This window comes from Nocardioides carbamazepini, assembly GCF_024614185.1.
GTDB lineage: Bacteria > Actinomycetota > Actinomycetes > Propionibacteriales > Nocardioidaceae > Nocardioides > Nocardioides carbamazepini.
This window is the reverse complement of sequence record NZ_JAHTLF010000015.1, coordinates 413225-429983: the sequence shown is the minus strand read 5'-3', so window position 1 is coordinate 429983 and position 16759 is coordinate 413225. Positions and strand designations below refer to the sequence as shown.

The window sequence follows — 16759 nt, the reverse complement described above, 5'->3', positions numbered from 1 at the left end:
TCGGCTCACGCTCCCGTGTACGACATGACGTGCTTGATGCGGGTGTAGTCCTCGAGACCATACATGGAGAGGTCCTTGCCGTAGCCGGAGTGCTTGAAGCCGCCGTGCGGCATCTCGGAGACGAACGGGATGTGGGTGTTGATCCACACGACGCCGAAGTCGAGCCGGCGCGACATCCGCATCGCCCGGCCGTGGTCGCTCGTCCACACGCTCGAGGACAGGCCGTAGCGCACGTCGTTGGCGAAGCGCACCGCCTGCGCCTCGTCGGAGAAGCGCTGCACGGTGATGACCGGACCGAAGACCTCGTCCTGGATCACCTCGTCGTCCTGGCGCAGCCCGGAGACGACGGTCGGGTCGTAGTAGTAGCCGCCCTCGCCGCCGGCGACCGTGGGCCTGGTGCCGCCGGCCTCGATCCGGGCGTGGTCGGGCAGCCGGTCGACCATGCCGGCGACCCGGGCGAGCTGGTCGGGGTTGTTGAGCGCGCCGTACAGGATGTCGGGGTCGTCGGGCAGCCCGGTGCGCGCGCCGCGAGCCTGCTCGGCGAGCGCCGCCACGAGCTCGTCGTGGACGCCCTCGGCGGCGAGCACCCGGGTGGCGGCCGTGCAGTCCTGGCCGGCGTTGAAGTAGCCCGCGGTCGCGATCGCCTCCGCCGCCGCGGCCACGTCGGCATCGTCGAAGACCACGACGGGCGCCTTGCCGCCGAGCTCCAGGTGGACCCGCTTGAGATCGGTCGCCGCGGACCCGGCGACCTCCATGCCGGCGCGCACCGAGCCGGTGATCGCGACCAGCTGCGGCGTGCGGTGCTCGATCAGGGCGCGGCCCGCGTCGCGGTTGCCGCAGACCACGTTGAGCACCCCGGACGGCAGGAACTCGGCAGCCAGCTCGGCGAGCAGGACGGTGCTCGCGGGCGTGGTGTCGCTCGGCTTGAGCACCACGGTGTTCCCGGCCGCGAGAGCCGGTGCGATCTTCCAGATCGCCATCATCAGCGGGTAGTTCCACGGTGTCACCTGGGCGACGACGCCGATCGGCTCGCGCCGGACCCAGGACGTGTGGTCCTTGAGGTACTCGCCCGCGCTGCGTCCCTCGAGGACCCGGGCGGCACCCGCGAAGAACCGGAATTCGTCGACGCTCGGCGGGAGCTCCTCGTCGGCCGTGAGGCCGAGCGGCTTGCCGGTGTTCTCGGACTCGACCCGGACGAACTCGTCGGAGCGGTCCTCCAGCGCCTGCGCGATCCGGAGCAGCGCCTCCTGACGCTCCTTCGGCGTGGTCTCGCCCCAGGTCTCGAAGGCGCGCTCGGCCGCCCGCATCGCGCGGTCGACGTCCTCGGCGTCGCTGGCGGGCGCGGTGGTGTAGGCGCGGCCGGTCGCGGGGGCGACGACGTCGTAGGTGGCTCCGGAGGCGGCGTCGACGGACGCACCGTCGATGAAGTTGCGCAGGGGGGTCATGGCTGGCGAGCGTAGTCAGCATGTCGACGGCACGGAAGGCCGGGGGCGACGAAATCCGTTGTGATCGTCGTGGATCACAACTGATTCACTTGCTGTTTCGTCGCCGAAAGGTCAAGATGGAGGGGTGGTAGAGACAACGACGCACGACGCCCTCCAGCAGTCCGCCCGGGACCATCTGTGGATGCACTTCACCCGCATGTCGTCGTACGACACCGCGGAGGTTCCGGTCATCGTCCGCGGTGACGGCGCCTACGTGTGGGACGCCCACGGCCGCAAGTACCTCGACGCTCTCGGCGGGCTGTTCGTCAGCCAGCTGGGCCACGGGCGCACCGATCTCGCCGAGGCCGCCGCCAAGCAGGCCGCCCAACTCGCCTTCTTCCCGCTGTGGTCCTACGCCCACCCGACGGCGATCGAGCTGGCCGCCAAGCTCGCGAGCCACGCGCCGGGCGACCTCAACCGCGTCTTCTTCACCTCCGGCGGCGGCGAGGCCGTCGAGTCGGCATGGAAGCTCGCCAAGAACTACTTCAAGCTCGTCGGCAAGCCGATGAAGCACAAGGTGATCAGCCGCGCAATCGCCTACCACGGCACCACCCACGGCGCGCTGTCGATCACCGGTCTGCCGGGCCTCAAGGCGCCGTTCGAGCCGCTCGTGCCGTCGACCTTCCGGGTGCCCAACACCAACATCTACCGCGCACCCGCCTTCCTGGAGGGTGCCGACGGCACGGTCGACCCGGAGGTCTTCGGTCGCTGGGCCGCCGACCAGATCGCGGTCGCCATCGAGAACGAGGGGCCCGAGACCGTCGCCGCCGTCTTCCTCGAGCCCGTGCAGAACGCCGGCGGCTGCTTCCCGCCGCCCCCGGGCTACTTCCAGCGGGTGCGCGAGATCTGCGACCAGTACGACGTCCTGCTGGTCTCCGACGAGGTCATCTGCGCCTATGGCCGGCTGGGCTACATGTTCGGTGCCGAGCGCTACGGCTACCAGCCCGACATCATCACCTCGGCCAAGGGCATCACCTCCGGCTACGCCCCGTTGGGCGCGATGATCGCCAGCGACCGGGTCTATGAGCCGTTCGCCCACGGCACCGAGACCTTCCTGCACGGCTACACGTTCGGCGGCCACCCGGTCTCCACGGCCGTCGCACTGAAGAACTTCGAGATCTTCGAGGAGGAGAAGGTCCTCGAAGGCGTGCGCGAGAACGAGGACGCCTTCCGCGGGACCCTGGCCAAGCTGCTCGACCTGCCGATCGTCGGCGACGTGCGTGGCGACGGCTTCTTCTACGGCATCGAGCTGGTCAAGGACAAGGCCACCAAGGAGACCTTCGACGAGGACGAGTCCGAGCGGCTGCTGCGCGGCTTCCTCTCCAAGGCGCTCTACGACGCGGGCCTCTACTGCCGCGCCGACGACCGCGGCGATCCGGTCATCCAGCTCTCCCCGCCGCTGATCTGCGGCCAGGAGCACTTCGACGAGATGGAGCAGAAGCTCCGTGCCGTCCTCACCGAGGCGGCTGGGCTCCTGTAGCAACCGCTGTTGAGTCGTCGGATCTGACCTGTTGAGTCGTCGGTTCTGACCCGTCGAGTCGTCAGAACTGACCCCGCACCCCGGCAGGTTGTGACCGTTCAACGGGTCACATGTGACGACTCAACGGGTCAGAACCGACGACTCAACGGTCAGACGGCAGCCCGCTTGCGGGTGACCAGCATGTTGCCCACGACCAGGAACAGCGAGATCAGGAACATGACGGTCCCGACCACGTTGACCTGCATCGGGATGCCACGCTGCGCGACGCCCCACACGAACATCGGGAAGGTGACGGTCTGGCCGGCGTTGAGGTTGGTGATGATGAAGTCGTCGAAGGACAGCGAGAAGCTCAGCAACGCCGCGGCGGCGACGCCGGGGAAGACGAGCGGGAAGGTGATCCGCCAGAAGGTCGTCCACTCGCTGGCGTAGAGGTCCATCGCGGCCTGCTCGAGGTTCTGGTCCAGGCCCGACAGGCGGGCTTTGACCGTCACGATGACGAAGGACAGGCAGAACATCACGTGGGCGATGAAGATCGTGACGAAGCCCAGCTGGCCGCCGAAGCCGCCGGCGACGAACAGGGCGAGCAGCGAGGAGCCCATCACGATCTCCGGTGAGGCCATCGGCAGGAAGATCACCGTGTTGGCGACCGAGCGGCCGATGAAGTCATGGCGCACGAGGGCGAAGGCCGCGAGGCTGCCGAGGAGGGTCGCCACCAGCGTGGCGAGCAGCCCGATCTCGATACTGCGGACCACGGCCTCGCACATGCCGTCGGGCTTGCAGGGGTTGGCCCAGTTGCTCCAGGTGAAGTCCCGGAAGGCGTAGACGTTGCGCGACTCGCTGTTGTCGTTGAAGCTCATCAGCATCACGACGGCGATCGGGACGAACATGTAGACCAGCACGAGGAGGCCGGCCGCCAGCACCAGGTGCTCGCCGATCCACCGCCCGGCCCGCTGCAATCCGTTCATACCAGCTCCTCCGTCCCGGCGGTGCGGATGTAGACCATGACCATCGCGACGATGATGGCCATGAGGATCACCGAGAGCGCGCCGGCGGCGGCGTAGTCGCCGGTGCTGGTGAACAGGTTCTGGATCACGTTGCCGACCATGCGCTGGTTGGGGCTGCCCAGCAGTGCCGCGTTGATGTAGTCGCCGGCCGCGGGGATGAAGGTCAACAGGGTGCCCGCCACGACGCCCGGCTTCGAGAGCGGCAGCGTCACCTTGAGGAAGCCGCGGGTCGGTGAGGCGTAGAGGTCGCCCGCGGCCTCGATCAGCCGCCCGTCGATCTTCTCGAGGCTGGCGTAGAGCGGGAGGACCATGAACGGCAGGAAGTTGTAGACCAGCCCGGCGATCACCGCGACCGGCGTCGCGAGGAGCCGGCCGTCGTCGCCCAGCAGCTGCAGGAACTGGAGCGTGTCGACCACGAACCCGTCGTCGGCCAGGATCAGCTTCCACGACAGGGTGCGGACCAGGAAGCTGGTGAAGAAGGGTGCGATCACCAGGACGAGCAGCAGGGTGCGCCACTTCCCGGCCTTGAGCGCGATCGCGTACGCGAGGACGTAGCCGAGCACCAGGCAGATCGCGGTCGCGACGGCGGCGTACCACAGCGACCGGACCAACGGCTCCCAGAACTGCTGGAGCGCGTCGACGAAGTTCGCGAAGTGGTAGTCGACGTCGTACCCCGTCAGCACCGAGCCCTCGGGATCGAAGAGGCTGGTCGCGAGCAGCGAGTAGAACGGGATGACGAAGAAGAGCGCGAGCCACAGGCCCGCGGGCAGCATCAGCCAGTAGCCGGTGAACCGCCCGCGCCGCATCAGGACTCCTCGACGACGCCGGCGTTGACGTCCTGGCTCGCCGGCAGCAGGAACGCGAACTCCGGGCGCCAGGACACGTCCACCTTGGTGCCGGTCGCGAGGACGGGGCGGCGGCCGGTGTTCTGCTCGAAGGACATCAGCTCCTGGCCCCAGGGCATCATGACGAGGTACTGGGTGCTGACGCCGACGAAGCTGACGTCGGTGATGACGCCGCCGGTCAGGTGGTTGCCCGGGGCGTCGAGCGGCTCGCCGAGCGGCTCGACCAGAACCTTCTCCGGGCGGATGCCGACCCAGCCGTCGCCGCTGCGGACGTGCGCCCGGTCTGCCAGGATCGAGACCTGGGTGCCGTGCATGTCGACCCGGACGACGTCGCCGTCGGTGCTGGAGACGGCGCCGGCGATCAGGTTCGACTGCCCGAGGAAGTTGGCGACGAAGGTGGTGCGGGGGTTCTCGTAGAGCTCGGCGGGGGAGCCCATCTGCTCGATGACGCCGCTGTTCATGACCGCGATCGTGTCGGCCATCGTCATCGCCTCCTCCTGGTCGTGCGTGACGTGCACGAAGGTGAGGCCGACCTCGGTCTGGATCCGCTTGAGCTCGATCTGCATCCCCCGGCGCAGCTTGAGGTCGAGGGCGCCGAGCGGCTCGTCGAGCAGGAGGACCTCGGGCCGGTTGATCAGCGCCCGCGCGAGGGCGACGCGCTGTTGCTGGCCGCCCGACATCTGGGGCGGCTTCTTGCGCGCCTGGGCCTCGAGCTCCACCAGAGCGAGCATCTCCTGCACCTGCTTGTCGACGTCCTTGACCTTGCGCCGGCGCAGGCCGAAGGCCACGTTCTCGTGGATGTCGAGATGGGGGAAGAGCGCGTAGTTCTGGAAGACGGTGTTCACCGGGCGCCGGTACGGCTTCTCGTAGGTGATCTCGTCGGCGCCGAGATGGATCGTCCCGGACGTCGGTGTGTCCAGGCCGGCCACCATCCGCAGCGTGGTCGTCTTCCCGCACCCCGAGGGGCCGAGGAGGGCGAAGAAGGTGCCCGCGGGGATCTCCAGGTCGAGCGAGCGCACGGCCGTGAAGGTGGCGAACTCCTTGGTGAGCGCGGTGAGCCGGAGACTCCGCCCCTCTCCCTGCAACCGGTCGGATGCGCGGTGGGCCGCGCCGTCAGCCGCCAATGACATCGGCGAAATCTCCTTCGTAGGCGCGGATCTGGAACTCCTCGAGTGCCATGAACGAGTGCATCGTCTTCAGCGACTCGGCGGACGGGAAGATCAGCTGGTTGTCGACGAGGCTCGGGTCGACCTTCTCCATCGCCTCCTGGGCGCCCTTGACCGGGCAGATGTACCAGACGTACGCCGCGAGCTTCGCGGCCACCTCGGGCTCGTAGTAGTAGTTGATCCACTCCTCGGCGTTGCCCTGGTGGCTGGCGAGGTTGGGCACGAGCATGTTGTCGGACCAGATCATCTGGCCCTCCTCCGGCGAGACGAACACCAGATCCTCGTTCTCGGCCGCCGCGACGTCGCCGGACCACGCCTCGCAGGCCAAGATGTTGCCGGCCGAGAGGTCCTGGATGTAGTCGTTGCCGGTGAACGCGCGGATCTGGCCGTCGTTGCGGGCCTTGCGCAGCCGGTCGATGGCGTTGTCCCAGTCGTCCTGGTCGAAGTCGGCCGGATCGACGCCCTGGGCGAGCATGATCAGGCCCATCGTGTCGCGCATCTCGGTGAGCAGCGAGATCCGTCCGCGCAGGTCGTCGCGCGAGAGCAGCTCCTCGAACGAGCGGACCTCGTCGACCTTCGACTTGTTGTAGGCGATGCCGGTCAGGCCGCTCTGCCACGGGGCGGAGTACGTGCGCTCCGGGTCCCAGCCGACACCGGTGAGCGAGTCGATCAGGTTGGCGTGCAGGTTGGGGACCTTCGCCTTGTCCAGCGGTTGGATCCAACCGACCTGGATCATCCGCGCCGCCATCCAGTCGGTGAGCATGAACAGGTCGCGCTTCGAGGACTGGCAGGACCCCAGCTGGTTGACCACCTTCGCGAAGAACTCGAGGTTGTCGTTGACGTCGGCGGTGTAGCTCACCTGGATGCCGGTGCGCTCCTGGAACTCGGTGAGCGTCGAGACGTAGTCGCCGTCGTCCTCGTCGATGTAGCCGGGCCAGTTCGAGACGACGAGCCGCCGGTCGGACGCGGACAGGTCGCGGGTGCGGCAGGAGGCCGGATCCTGCTTGCGGTCCGGCGTACCGAACAGCGGGAGGACGCCGAGACTGGCGCCACCGGCCAGGAGCCCGGCACCCCCGCGGAGTGCCGCTCTGCGACTCAGACGGGCAGAGACCACCGATTGCCACCTCCCTGGAATAGAACCACGCGATCGTGACATGACCCAGGTCACATGACAAGCGATTCCGAAGGGATGTTAGGTGATTGCAACGAAATCCGTACCTGCCTAGGATCGAGTCGTGCCCAAGCCGAAGCCGACGCCGCTCGACGACGTCTCGAAGGCGATCATCGCCGAGCTCCAGGAGGACGGCCGCCGCTCGTACGCCGCCATCGGCAAGGCGGTGGGTCTCTCCGAGGCGGCCGTGCGGCAGCGGGTGCAGCGGCTCGTCGACAGCGGCGTGATGCAGATCGTCGCCGTCACCGATCCCACCGAGATCGGGTTCGCGCGACAGGCCATGATCGGCATCCGCGCCTCCGGCGAGCTCGAACCGATCGCCGACGCCCTCGCCGAGGTGAAGGAGGTCGACTACGTCGTCATCACCGCCGGCTCCTTCGACCTGCTCGCCGAGGTGGTCTGCGAGAGCGACGCGCACCTGCTCGAGATCCTCTCCGGCCGGGTCCGCACCATCCCGGGGGTGCTGTCCACCGAGACGCTCGTCTACCTCAAGCTCCGCAAGCAGACCTACTCGTGGGGAGTTCGCTGAGCGCCGTCCGGCGACGGCGGCTGAGCCGCCACCGGCGAGCGCGGTCGCCCGGAATCGGTAGGGTCGGCGCATGAGTGCTGACGTGCGAGCCGATGCCGTCGAGCACTTCGTCGGGATCGACCTCGCCTGGGGCGAGCGCAGGCCGACCGGTGTGGCGGTCGTCGACGGCGACGGGAGGCTGCTGACGGTCTCGGCGGCGCAGACCGACGACGAGATCGTGGCCGCCCTGACGCCGTACGTCGAACGCGCGTGCCTGGTGGCGATCGACGCACCGATCGTGGTCGCCAACGCGACGGGCAACCGGCCCGCGGAGGCGGCGCTCAACAAGGACTTCGCACGCTTCGACGCGGGTGCCCACCCGTCCAACACCGGCAAGCCGGAGTTCAGCGAGCAGCCCCGCGCCGCCCGGATCGCCGCGCTGCTCGGACTCGACATCAACCCGCGCTCGCGGCGCCCGCGGCGCGCGATCGAGGTCTACCCCCATCCGGCGACGGTCGTCCTGTTCCGGCTCGGCCGCACGCTCAAGTACAAGAACAAGCCCGGCCGTGACCTCGAGCAGCTGCGCGCCGAGCTGCTCGTCCTGCTCGGCCTGGTCGAGGGGCTGGCCGTCGCCGAGCCGCCGCTGCACGTCGACGGCCTCCCGGCGTGGGCGGCGCTGCGGTCGGCGGCGGAGACGGCGACGCGCAAGAGCGAGCTGCGGGTGGTGGAGGACCAGGCCGACGCCGTGGTGTGCGCCTACGTCGCGCTGTTCGCCGAGCGGCGGCCCGACGACACCACGACGTACGGCGACCTCGAGACCGGCTACATCGTGACGCCCACACTTCCGGACGGCCTCCTGCCGGCCCCGCGGCCGGCGCGGGATCCCGCCGCGGCGCCCGACATCGGTGCCGCCGTGCGCCGGTACGCCGAGCTGCAGCCCGGGTTGCGGGACGTGACCGAGGGCTTCGTCCGGCTGATGAACTCGATCCTCGACGAGGCCGGCATCAACTACCTGACCGTGACCGGCCGGACGAAGAGCGTGTCGTCCTTCGCGGCCAAGGCCGCCCGCACCCTCGGCGGCCGCCCGCTCTACACCGACCCGTTGCGCGAGATCACCGACCAGGTCGGCGTGCGGGTGATCACCTACGTGCAGAGCGACGTCCAGGCAGTGGTCGACCTCCTCGGCGATCAGGTCGTGGTCCACGACGACCGGGACATGGGGCAGGAGACGGCCAGCGAGGGGCGGTTCGGCTACTCCAGCCGCCACCTCATCGTCGGGCTCGACCCCGCCCGCGCCGGCGACGAGGACACCGACCCGCTCCAGGGCCATCAGGCGGCGATCCAGATCCGGACCGTGCTGCAGCACGCCTGGGCCGAGTTCGAGCACGACACCCGCTACAAGGGCGCGGTGCCGGCCGAGCACGTCCTGGAGCTCGACCGCCGGTTCACGCTCGCCGCGGGCCTCCTCGAGCTCGCCGACCGTGAGTTCTCGATGATCCGGGACCTGCTGCGCGACGGGCCGACCGAGGCCGACGACGCGGAGGAGGACGAGGACGACGACCCGCGGATGAGCCCGCGCGAGCTGGCCGCCTTCCTCGCCGGCCAGTACTCCGACGCCGGCTGGTCGCGCACCGACCACTACACGTGGATCTCCGCCTTGGTCCTCGAGCTCGGCATCACCTCGCTCGCCGCCCTCGGCGACTCTCTGCGCTCCGTCGACGACGACGCGCTGCGCGAGCGGATGGGCTACCGCTACCCGCCCGGCGCCGTCCGCCGTCTCGACGACGCCCTGCTGTGGGTGTACGGCGAGCGGTACGTCGAGCTGCACGGCAACGCCCACCGCGTGCCGGCCCTGCGGACGCGGCTGGCGCGGATGCGCGCCGACGACTGAGGCGGGGAGTCGCGCTCAGACGTCGGTGCTCAGACGTCCGCGGGCCGCTCGTTGTAGGCGCCGGCGAGCTCCTGGCCGGTCAGCGCGTGGATCGCGGCCATGATCTCGTCCGTCGCCTCGCGCCGGGCCCGGCCGGGAGCGAGGCCGTCGAAGCGCCCGGTGAAGTCGATCGGCTCGCCGAAACGCACCGTCACCTTCGCCCGGCGCGGCCAGGTCGCGTCGGGCGGCTGCAGCTCGGCGGTGCCGAGCAGCCCGACCGGAACGACGGGTACGCCTGCCGTCAGGGCCAGCTGCGCGACGCCGGTGCGGCCCCGGTAGAGCCGTCCGTCGCGGGAGCGGGTGCCCTCGGGGTAGATCCCGAACGCGTCCCCGCGACCCAGCACGTCGAGCGCCACGTCGAGCGAGTTCAGCGCCGCCCGGGTGTCGGTGCGGTCGACCGGCACCATGCCGAGACCTTCGAACCAGGCCCTGCAGAGCCGCCCGCGGATGCCGGAGCCGGTGAAGTACTCGGCCTTCGCGAGGAACACGACCTTGCGGGGCGCGACGATCGGGATCACCACGCTGTCGGCGAAGCTCAGGTGGTTGCTGGCGAGCAGCACGGGCCCGGACGGCGGCACGTTCTCGATGCCCTCGATGGTCGGGCGCCACAGGGCGCGCGCCAGCGGAGGAACCGTCGTGTGGAGGACCTCGTAGAGCACGGGGTCAGCCTAGTGCCGGGTTCCCTTGCCCACCGCCCGACCCGGAGTGGGGCGTTCACCTCGTTGCGGAGTGTCTGGCCGTGGAGCCGTTTCCCCAGTCCGTGGGATGTCCACCGGCGCCTCGCCGAGGATCGTGGGTGCCCCAGGGGAGGCGTCTGGAGGTCAGCATGACCAGGTGGTGTGGGCCCGGCGAGGCCGAGTACGACGAGCAGCGCGGGCTGTTCAACGCGATGATCGACAAGCGACCGCGGGTCATCGCGGCCTGCACCGGCCCCTCGGACGTCGCGGAGGCGCTCGATCGCGCCGCACGCGACGGGCTCGCGGTCGCCGTACGCTCGGGCGGGCACTCGGTGGCGGGGCAGTCGACCAACGACGACGGCCTGGTGGTCGACGTACGTCCGATCAAGGGCGTCGAGATCGATGTGACGGCCCGCCGCGCGCGGGTCGGCGGTGGCTGCACGTGGGCCGAGTTCGACGCAGCGGCCCAGGAGCACGGACTGGCCACCACCGGTGGCCGGGTGTCCACCACCGGGGTCGCGGGGCTGACGCTCGGCGGCGGCTCGGGGTGGCTGGAGCGCCAGTACGGCCTCAGCTGCGACAACCTGCTGGCGGTCGAGCTCGTCACGGCCGACGGCCGCGAGGTCCGCGCCGACGAGCACCAGCACCAGGACCTGCTCTGGGCGAGCAAGGGTGGCGGCGGCAACTTCGGCGTCGTGACCGCGCTGGAGTTCCGGCTGCACCCGGTCGGGCCCACCATCCTCGGTGGGCTGCTGGCCTGGCCGCTCGCTCAGGGCGTCGCGGTGGCCCGGGCGTTCCGGGACTGGGCGGACGACGCCCCCGACGAGCTCGGCAGCGGCTTGGTCGTGCTGAGCGGTCCGCCGGAGGAGTTCATCCCGCCGCACCTGCAGGGCGAACCGCTGATCGCGATCGCGGTCTGCTGGAACGGCGACCGGGGTGTGGGGGAGGACCTGGTGCAGGTCATGCGCGACCTGTCCCCGGAGGTCGACCTGGTCGGCCCGATGCCGTACGCCCAGCTGCAGTCGATGATCGACGACCCGCCGGGCCTCCGTCAGTACTGGAGCGCCGACTACCACGACTCGTTCCCCGACGCCGCCCTCGACGTCTTCCTCGACGCCGGCGCGCGCCGTCGCTCTCCACTGACCCAGCACCTCCTCCTTCCCTGGGGCGGCGCCGTCGCCCGGGTCGACACCGACTCCACCCCGTTGACCCAACGTGGCGCCCGCTGGGTCAGCCACCCCTTCGCGACCTGGGAGGAGGCGGCCGACGACGACGCCAACATCGCCTGGGTCCGGGAGTACCGCCGGGCCAACGCCCCCTTCACCACGGGCGGCGTCTACCTCAACTTCATCGGCGACGAGGGCGACGAGCGCATCAGGGCCGCCTTCGGCCCCGAGAAGTACGAGCGCCTCGTCGCCATCAAGTCGGAGTACGACCCCGACAACGTCTTCGCCGGCAACCAGAACATCCGTCCCCGAGCCACCGTCTGAGCAGAGGAGAGGCACATGTCCGACAAGCAGAGCATCGACAGCCCCCACGAGCGCCGCCCGTTCCAGGACCACGGTCAGATGGACGTCGTCACTCTCGGCGCCTTCACCCTCGGCCGCGGCACCTTCGAGCCCGGCTGGCGCTGGTCGAACGACGTCAAGCCCATCGCCGGCACCGACTCCTGCCAGGTCCACCACACCGGCATCTGCGTCTCCGGCCGGATGACGATCAAGCCCGACGCCGGCGACGAGTTCGACATCGGCCCGGGCGACGTCATCGACCTCGACCCCGGCCACGACGCCTGGACCGTCGGCGACGAGGCCTGCGTCATCCTCGACACCGGCGTGGCGGCGTACGCGAAGCCGAGCTGATGGCTGGTGGTGCTGGCCGACGACTTCGCCGAGGCGCCCTGTCTGGCTCCTTGGTCAGCCCCTCTGGTGAGCGAGCGTGAGCGAGGCGAGCTCGGTGGCGGCGATCAACGCCGTCGCGATCGCGAGGCTCAGGGGGGCGCGTCCACCTCGGTGGCGTGCCCGGTCGCGGGTTCCTGCGTCGTGGTCGTAGCGCGCTCGGCTCTCGGCGAAGACCCAGAGACCCAGGATGAGCGCGGCCGCCAGCGGGAGAACCGCGGCCAGCCCGAGGGCGTCGACGGTGAGCCGGGCCATGATCGCCGCGCCGGCGACGAGTGAGAGCGAGGTGCGCTGCCAGCCCAGAGCGGTGCGCTCGTTCGCTTCTCCGGGATCGCCGATTGCTCGGCTCATGGTGTGTTGTCGAGACCTGCAGCCATGAGCCCCACGGCCGCGACGACCACGACGATGACGAACAACGCGCCGAAACCGAAGTGTGGCAGGGGCTCGCCGCGACGAATGGCTCGTTCGGCTCGGGCCCATCGGATCCAGGCCGCCAGCGCAGAGAGCAATCCCAGGGCTGCCAGGAGCACCGCGATCGCGTACTGGGCGATGCTCGGGATCGAGAGCTCGACGACGTCGAGGGCGACCCCGGCTGCGAGCAATGCGAGAGACGTGCGGACCCAGGCGAGAAAGGTGCGCTCGTTCGCAAAGCTGAACCGGTAGTCGGGCTCCACGCCTTCGTCGTAGACCCAGCCCGGCCACCTGCCGTCCTTGCCCCTCGGCCGGGCAGTCTCGTCCGTCCGTGATGCTGCCGAGGCGCGGCCTGGTCGTTTCATGACCGGTTGAACACCGCCTTCTGCTTGGCGGCGAAGGCGGCCACGGCGGCGATATGGTCGGCCGTGATCCCGCATGCCTTGTGGCGGCGGATCTCGGCGGCCATAGAGTCCTCCAGCGTCTGGTCGGCGGCGTCGACCAGGTTCTGCTTGATCGCGGCGAGTGCTCCCCGCGGCCCGTCGGCGAGCCGCCTGGCGAGGGTGGTGGTGGCGGCCGAGAGCTCCTGCTCGGTGCAGAGCCGGTCGAGCAGGCCGAGGTCGGCGGCCGCCTGCGCGTCCACACGCGGGTTGAGGAACAGCAGCTCGCGCGCCTTCGCCGGGCCGACGAGTCGCTGCAACAGCCAGGCGACGCCGAAGTCGCCGGAGAGGCCGACCGACGCAAAGGCGGTGACCATGAGCGCGCGAGCGCTTCCGACGCGCAGGTCCGCGGCCAGCGCCAGGCCCAGGCCCGCGCCCGCGGCGGCACCGGGGAGCGAGGCGACGACGGGGGTCCGGGCGCGGTAGAGCGCGCCCACGGTGAGCTTCTGGTGCTCGAGCTGCTCCGCGACGGCCGTCGGGTCGATCTCATCCGCCCCGCCGCCCTCGCCGCCACTGTCGTGGAAGTCGAGCACGTCACCCCCGGAGCAGAAGGCGCCACCGGCGCCGGTGATCACGAGGCAGCCGACCTCGGGATCCTCGTCCAGCAGAGGGATCGCCCGGCCCAGAGCCTCCACCATCTCGTGAGACAGCGCGTTGCGGCGCTCGGGCCGGTTGAGCGTGAGGGTGCCCACGCCCTCATCAACGCTGGCCAGGAGGTGGTCCGTGCCGGTCTCGATGGTCGTCATCGGTTCCCTTCTCGATCCGTCGTGGCACTTAGTCGAACCCGGATTCAACTTCATTTGTCGTCCGATCACAACCCGAAGACCGGCAGGGGCGGGGCGCCGCCATCGGTCCCACGCCCGGGAGATACGACGAGACGCGACGACAGTGCTGCGGAGGTCCGGCGTCCTGGTTCGGGGTCACGCCACGTGTGAGCGCGCCGCGCCGGAGGCTGGCGGGCGCGGAGTCGAGGAGGCCACGCAGGCATGGGGGTGGACTCCGGGGAAGCTGGGGGGTATGTGACGCTAGACGCACTTGAGTTCGGATTCAACACGAATCTCTCGAATCCGAGACAACCGTCAGCAGCTCTTGACGTCCGTACTTGAATATGAGTTCATGTTTGAGCCCGGTGACCCACGACACATGGTGAGGGCTCGGCATCAGTCTTAGCTGCACCCCCCAAGGTGCCCCGGAAGGAACCCCATGTTGAGAAACCCCAAGCATCGCCTCGCGCCGCTCGTCGTCGCGGGTTCACTGGCACTCGCCGCATGCGGGGGAGGAGCCGGAAGCGCCGACCGGACCCCGACCGGCAAAGCCCAGCAGGGCGGCGAGCTGACCGTGGCAACCGAGATCGCTTGGACGACCGATCCGAACGATGCCACCACGTTCAGCAGCTGGACCGCGAGCCAGGCGATCTATGACAGGCTCGTGTACGCCCAGCCCGACGGCACCGTTGAGCCCGGGCTCGCGGAATCCGTCGAGATGTCCGACGACGGCCGGCGCTACACGGTGAAGATGCGTCCTGGCACCACCTTCCACGACGGAACCCCTGTCGACGCCGAGGCCGTCAAGATCAGCCTCGACCGGGTGCGGGATCCCAAGGCGCCGTCCACCAGTGCGGCCTACTTCGCATCCGTGGACACCGTCGAGGTGGTCGATGGACGCACCGTCCAGATCAACATGAAGAGCCCCGACGTCGCATTTCTCCGGCTCGGGCTCGGTGGCGTGGCGTCCGGGATCGTCTCGCCGACCGCTCTGGAGAAGTACGGCGACAAGATCGACCAGAACCCGGTGGGCGCTGGGCCCTTCAAGTTCGTGCGCGAGAACCCCGGCGACGAGTTGGAGCTGGAGCGGTTCGACGACTACTACGTCCCCGAGCGGCCCTACCTCGACAAGGTGACCTTGAAGTTCATCCCTGACGCGCAGGCGCGGTACGCGAGCCTCACGTCGGGAGCCGTGGACGTCATCCACAACATCGACCCGAAGAGCATCAAGAGCGCCGAGGGCAACGATTCCGTCGTGGTCAGCCACCCGTCGGGTTTCGGCAACAACATGATCTCGCTGAACAACACGCGCGCCCCGTTCGACGACGTGCGAGCACGTGAGGCGGTGTGTGCCGCCACGGACGCCGATGCGATCAATCAGGCCGTCAACCTCGGGGTCTACGGCACGGACATCAGCTCGCCGTTCGGACCGGACCATCCCTTCGGTCCCGCCGAGACCCCCGCGGGATATGTGTCCTATGACCTCGACCGTGCCAAGGAGCTGGTCGACGAGCTCGGAGGGCTCGACGTCACACTGACTGTCGCGTCCATCTCGAAGTCTCTCGGGGACGCCATCATGGCGCAGTGGAAAGCAGCAGGCATCGATGTCACAGGCGAGGCCGTCGAGACGACGACGGCCATCGAGCGGGCAACGAGTCTGGAGTACGAGGCGATGCCGTATCGCTACCAGGGCGATGTCGAGCCGGACCGCAACGTCGCGAACACCTTCGTCGAGGGTGCGTTCTTAAACACCACCGGCTATGCGGACCCGGAGGTCGGAGGGCTCATCCGGGAGGGACGTCAGGAGACGGACGAATCTCGACGCAAGGAGATCTACGCCGGGATCTCGGACAAGCTGGCAGAGGCGACCCCGATGTGCTGGCTCTTCTCCAACGACCTTCCCCAGGCGTGGCGTTCACACGTGGGCGGCATCCCAGACGCCCCTGACGGCCGGACGGTGTTGAGCGACGCCTACGTGACCGAATGACATCTCGAGCTGACCTGAAGGACACACGGTGCGCTACCTCGTTCTGAGAGCTGCCCAGCTGGTCGTCGTGGTGTTCGGAGTCACGGTTGTCTCCTTCGTTCTCCTCCACCTCCTCCCCGGGGACGTCACGACGACGGTCCTCGGGGAGGGGGCCAGCCCGGAGGCCAAGGCGGCGTTGCGAGCGGAGCTCGGTCTGGACGACCCGCTGTTGTCTCGGTACTGGGAGTGGCTCACGAGCGCAATGCGCGGTGATCTGGGGGATTCCCTCACCATGGGCTACCCGGTGACCGAGTTGATCCGGCTCCGCCTGCCTGTCACGTTGGAGCTGGCTGTCGTGACCCTGTCGGCCTCCGTCCTGCTCGCCATCCCCACTGCGTTGGTGGCTGCTCGGTTCCGGAACCGGTGGCAGGACAAGGTCTTGAGCATGGGTGCCTACGCCGGCATCGCGGCGCCGCCGTTCTTGGCCGGGATCCTGCTCATCTACGTCTTCTCCGTGAAGCTGGGCTGGCTGCCGGCGACAGGATGGAACCCATGGTCGGAGGGACTTGTGGCCCATGTGCGAACGCTGGTCATGCCGGTGGCGTCCCTGCTGTTCGTCGAGGCAGCCATCTTCATGCGAGTCCTCAGGTCTGACCTCGTGGCCCAGCTGAGCGACGAGGAGTACCCCCTCGTGGCTCGGGCCAAGGGAGCCACCATGCGCTCGGTGATGATCAGGCACGTCCTGCGCAACTCCCTCCTGCCGTTCGTGACGATCGTCGGACTCCAGTTCGGCGTGCTGCTCGGGGGCGCCGTGATCGTCGAGCACCTCTTCGCCCTGCCTGGGCTGGGCGAGCTGCTGGTGTCCTCGATCTACCAGCGAGACGCCACGACCGTTCAAGGAATCGTGATGTTCATCGCGATCGCCTTCGTGCTGATCAACGCGCTGGTCGACCTCCTTTACCGATTCATCGACCCCAGGGTGAAGCAGCATGGCTGACACCACGACCGCGAAGCGGGC

The 16759-nt window shown here is 69.2% G+C and carries 16 protein-coding genes; 7 read left to right on the top strand and 9 right to left on the bottom strand.

Going from position 1 to position 16759, the window contains the following annotated elements; genetic code table 11:
- Window positions 1-5: 5 nt before the first annotated feature.
- Window positions 6-1445 (bottom strand): gamma-aminobutyraldehyde dehydrogenase, encoded by a 1440-nt coding sequence (locus tag KVF89_RS12005; RefSeq protein ID WP_257425796.1) that lies wholly within the window; start codon window positions 1443-1445, stop codon window positions 6-8.
- 124 nt (window positions 1446-1569) lie between these two features.
- Here KVF89_RS12005 and KVF89_RS12000 point away from each other — a divergent pair, with 124 nt between their 5' ends.
- Window positions 1570-2964, top strand: coding sequence for an aspartate aminotransferase family protein (locus KVF89_RS12000; protein WP_257425795.1), 1395 nt, complete (start codon window positions 1570-1572; stop codon window positions 2962-2964).
- A gap of 149 nt (window positions 2965-3113) precedes the next feature.
- On the opposite strand, the gene KVF89_RS11995 is transcribed toward KVF89_RS12000, so the two are convergent.
- From KVF89_RS11995 to KVF89_RS11980, 4 genes are read right to left on the bottom strand one after another with little or no spacing between them, the layout of a single operon-like run.
- Entirely contained in the window at window positions 3114-3929 is an 816-nt protein-coding gene (locus KVF89_RS11995; RefSeq protein ID WP_257425794.1) for an ABC transporter permease, read from the bottom strand.
- Window positions 3926-4774, bottom strand: a complete 849-nt coding sequence (locus tag KVF89_RS11990; RefSeq protein WP_257425792.1) for an ABC transporter permease — start codon at window positions 4772-4774, stop codon at window positions 3926-3928. Before KVF89_RS11990 ends, KVF89_RS11995 begins: the two co-directional genes overlap by 4 nt.
- A complete protein-coding gene (locus KVF89_RS11985; RefSeq protein ID WP_257425791.1) occupies window positions 4774-5943 on the bottom strand; it encodes an ABC transporter ATP-binding protein in 1170 nt (389 codons plus the stop codon). The genes KVF89_RS11990 and KVF89_RS11985 overlap by 1 nt, the downstream gene beginning before the upstream one ends.
- Entirely contained in the window at window positions 5927-7093 is a 1167-nt protein-coding gene (locus KVF89_RS11980; protein ID WP_257425790.1) for a polyamine ABC transporter substrate-binding protein, read from the bottom strand. Before KVF89_RS11980 ends, KVF89_RS11985 begins: the two co-directional genes overlap by 17 nt.
- Window positions 7094-7214: 121 nt before the next feature.
- On the opposite strand from KVF89_RS11980, the gene KVF89_RS11975 reads away from it, so the two are divergent.
- Together KVF89_RS11975 and KVF89_RS11970 are read left to right on the top strand one after the other, a co-directional pair.
- A complete protein-coding gene (locus KVF89_RS11975) occupies window positions 7215-7679 on the top strand; it encodes an Lrp/AsnC family transcriptional regulator (RefSeq protein ID WP_257425789.1) in 465 nt (154 codons plus the stop codon).
- Window positions 7680-7749: 70 nt separating this feature from the next.
- A complete protein-coding gene (locus KVF89_RS11970) occupies window positions 7750-9549 on the top strand; it encodes a DUF429 domain-containing protein (protein WP_257425788.1) in 1800 nt (599 codons plus the stop codon).
- A 29-nt stretch (window positions 9550-9578) separates the two neighbouring features.
- Here KVF89_RS11970 and KVF89_RS11965 read toward each other — a convergent pair whose 3' ends face one another.
- On the bottom strand, window positions 9579-10247 hold the full coding sequence (locus KVF89_RS11965; RefSeq protein WP_257425787.1) for a lysophospholipid acyltransferase family protein: 669 nt from the start codon (window positions 10245-10247) through the stop codon (window positions 9579-9581).
- Window positions 10248-10414: 167 nt separating this feature from the next.
- Between KVF89_RS11965 and KVF89_RS11960 the strand changes: the two genes are divergently transcribed.
- Together KVF89_RS11960 and KVF89_RS11955 are read left to right on the top strand one after the other, a co-directional pair.
- Entirely contained in the window at window positions 10415-11755 is a 1341-nt protein-coding gene (locus tag KVF89_RS11960) for an FAD-binding oxidoreductase (RefSeq protein WP_257425786.1), read from the top strand.
- Window positions 11756-11770: 15 nt separating this feature from the next.
- Window positions 11771-12124 carry a cupin domain-containing protein gene (locus KVF89_RS11955; protein WP_257425785.1) on the top strand — a complete coding sequence of 118 codons (354 nt, stop codon included), beginning with the start codon at window positions 11771-11773 and terminating at the stop codon, window positions 12122-12124.
- 54 nt (window positions 12125-12178) lie between these two features.
- Here KVF89_RS11955 and KVF89_RS11950 read toward each other — a convergent pair whose 3' ends face one another.
- The 3 genes from KVF89_RS11950 to KVF89_RS11940 form a co-directional block, all read right to left on the bottom strand.
- Complete coding sequence (locus KVF89_RS11950; RefSeq protein WP_257425784.1) at window positions 12179-12511, bottom strand: DUF202 domain-containing protein; 333 nt, start codon at window positions 12509-12511, stop codon at window positions 12179-12181.
- Window positions 12508-12834: a YidH family protein gene (locus KVF89_RS11945; protein ID WP_257425783.1), complete on the bottom strand. Its 327-nt coding sequence runs from the start codon at window positions 12832-12834 to the stop codon at window positions 12508-12510. Before KVF89_RS11945 ends, KVF89_RS11950 begins: the two co-directional genes overlap by 4 nt.
- A gap of 98 nt (window positions 12835-12932) precedes the next feature.
- Window positions 12933-13757: an enoyl-CoA hydratase-related protein gene (locus tag KVF89_RS11940; RefSeq protein WP_257425782.1), complete on the bottom strand. Its 825-nt coding sequence runs from the start codon at window positions 13755-13757 to the stop codon at window positions 12933-12935.
- 457 nt (window positions 13758-14214) lie between these two features.
- Here KVF89_RS11940 and KVF89_RS11935 point away from each other — a divergent pair, with 457 nt between their 5' ends.
- Together KVF89_RS11935 and KVF89_RS11930 are read left to right on the top strand one after the other, a co-directional pair.
- Complete coding sequence (locus KVF89_RS11935) at window positions 14215-15762, top strand: ABC transporter substrate-binding protein (protein ID WP_257425781.1); 1548 nt, start codon at window positions 14215-14217, stop codon at window positions 15760-15762.
- A 28-nt stretch (window positions 15763-15790) separates the two neighbouring features.
- Entirely contained in the window at window positions 15791-16738 is a 948-nt protein-coding gene (locus KVF89_RS11930; protein WP_257425780.1) for an ABC transporter permease, read from the top strand.
- The last annotated feature ends 21 nt before the right edge of the window (window positions 16739-16759 follow it).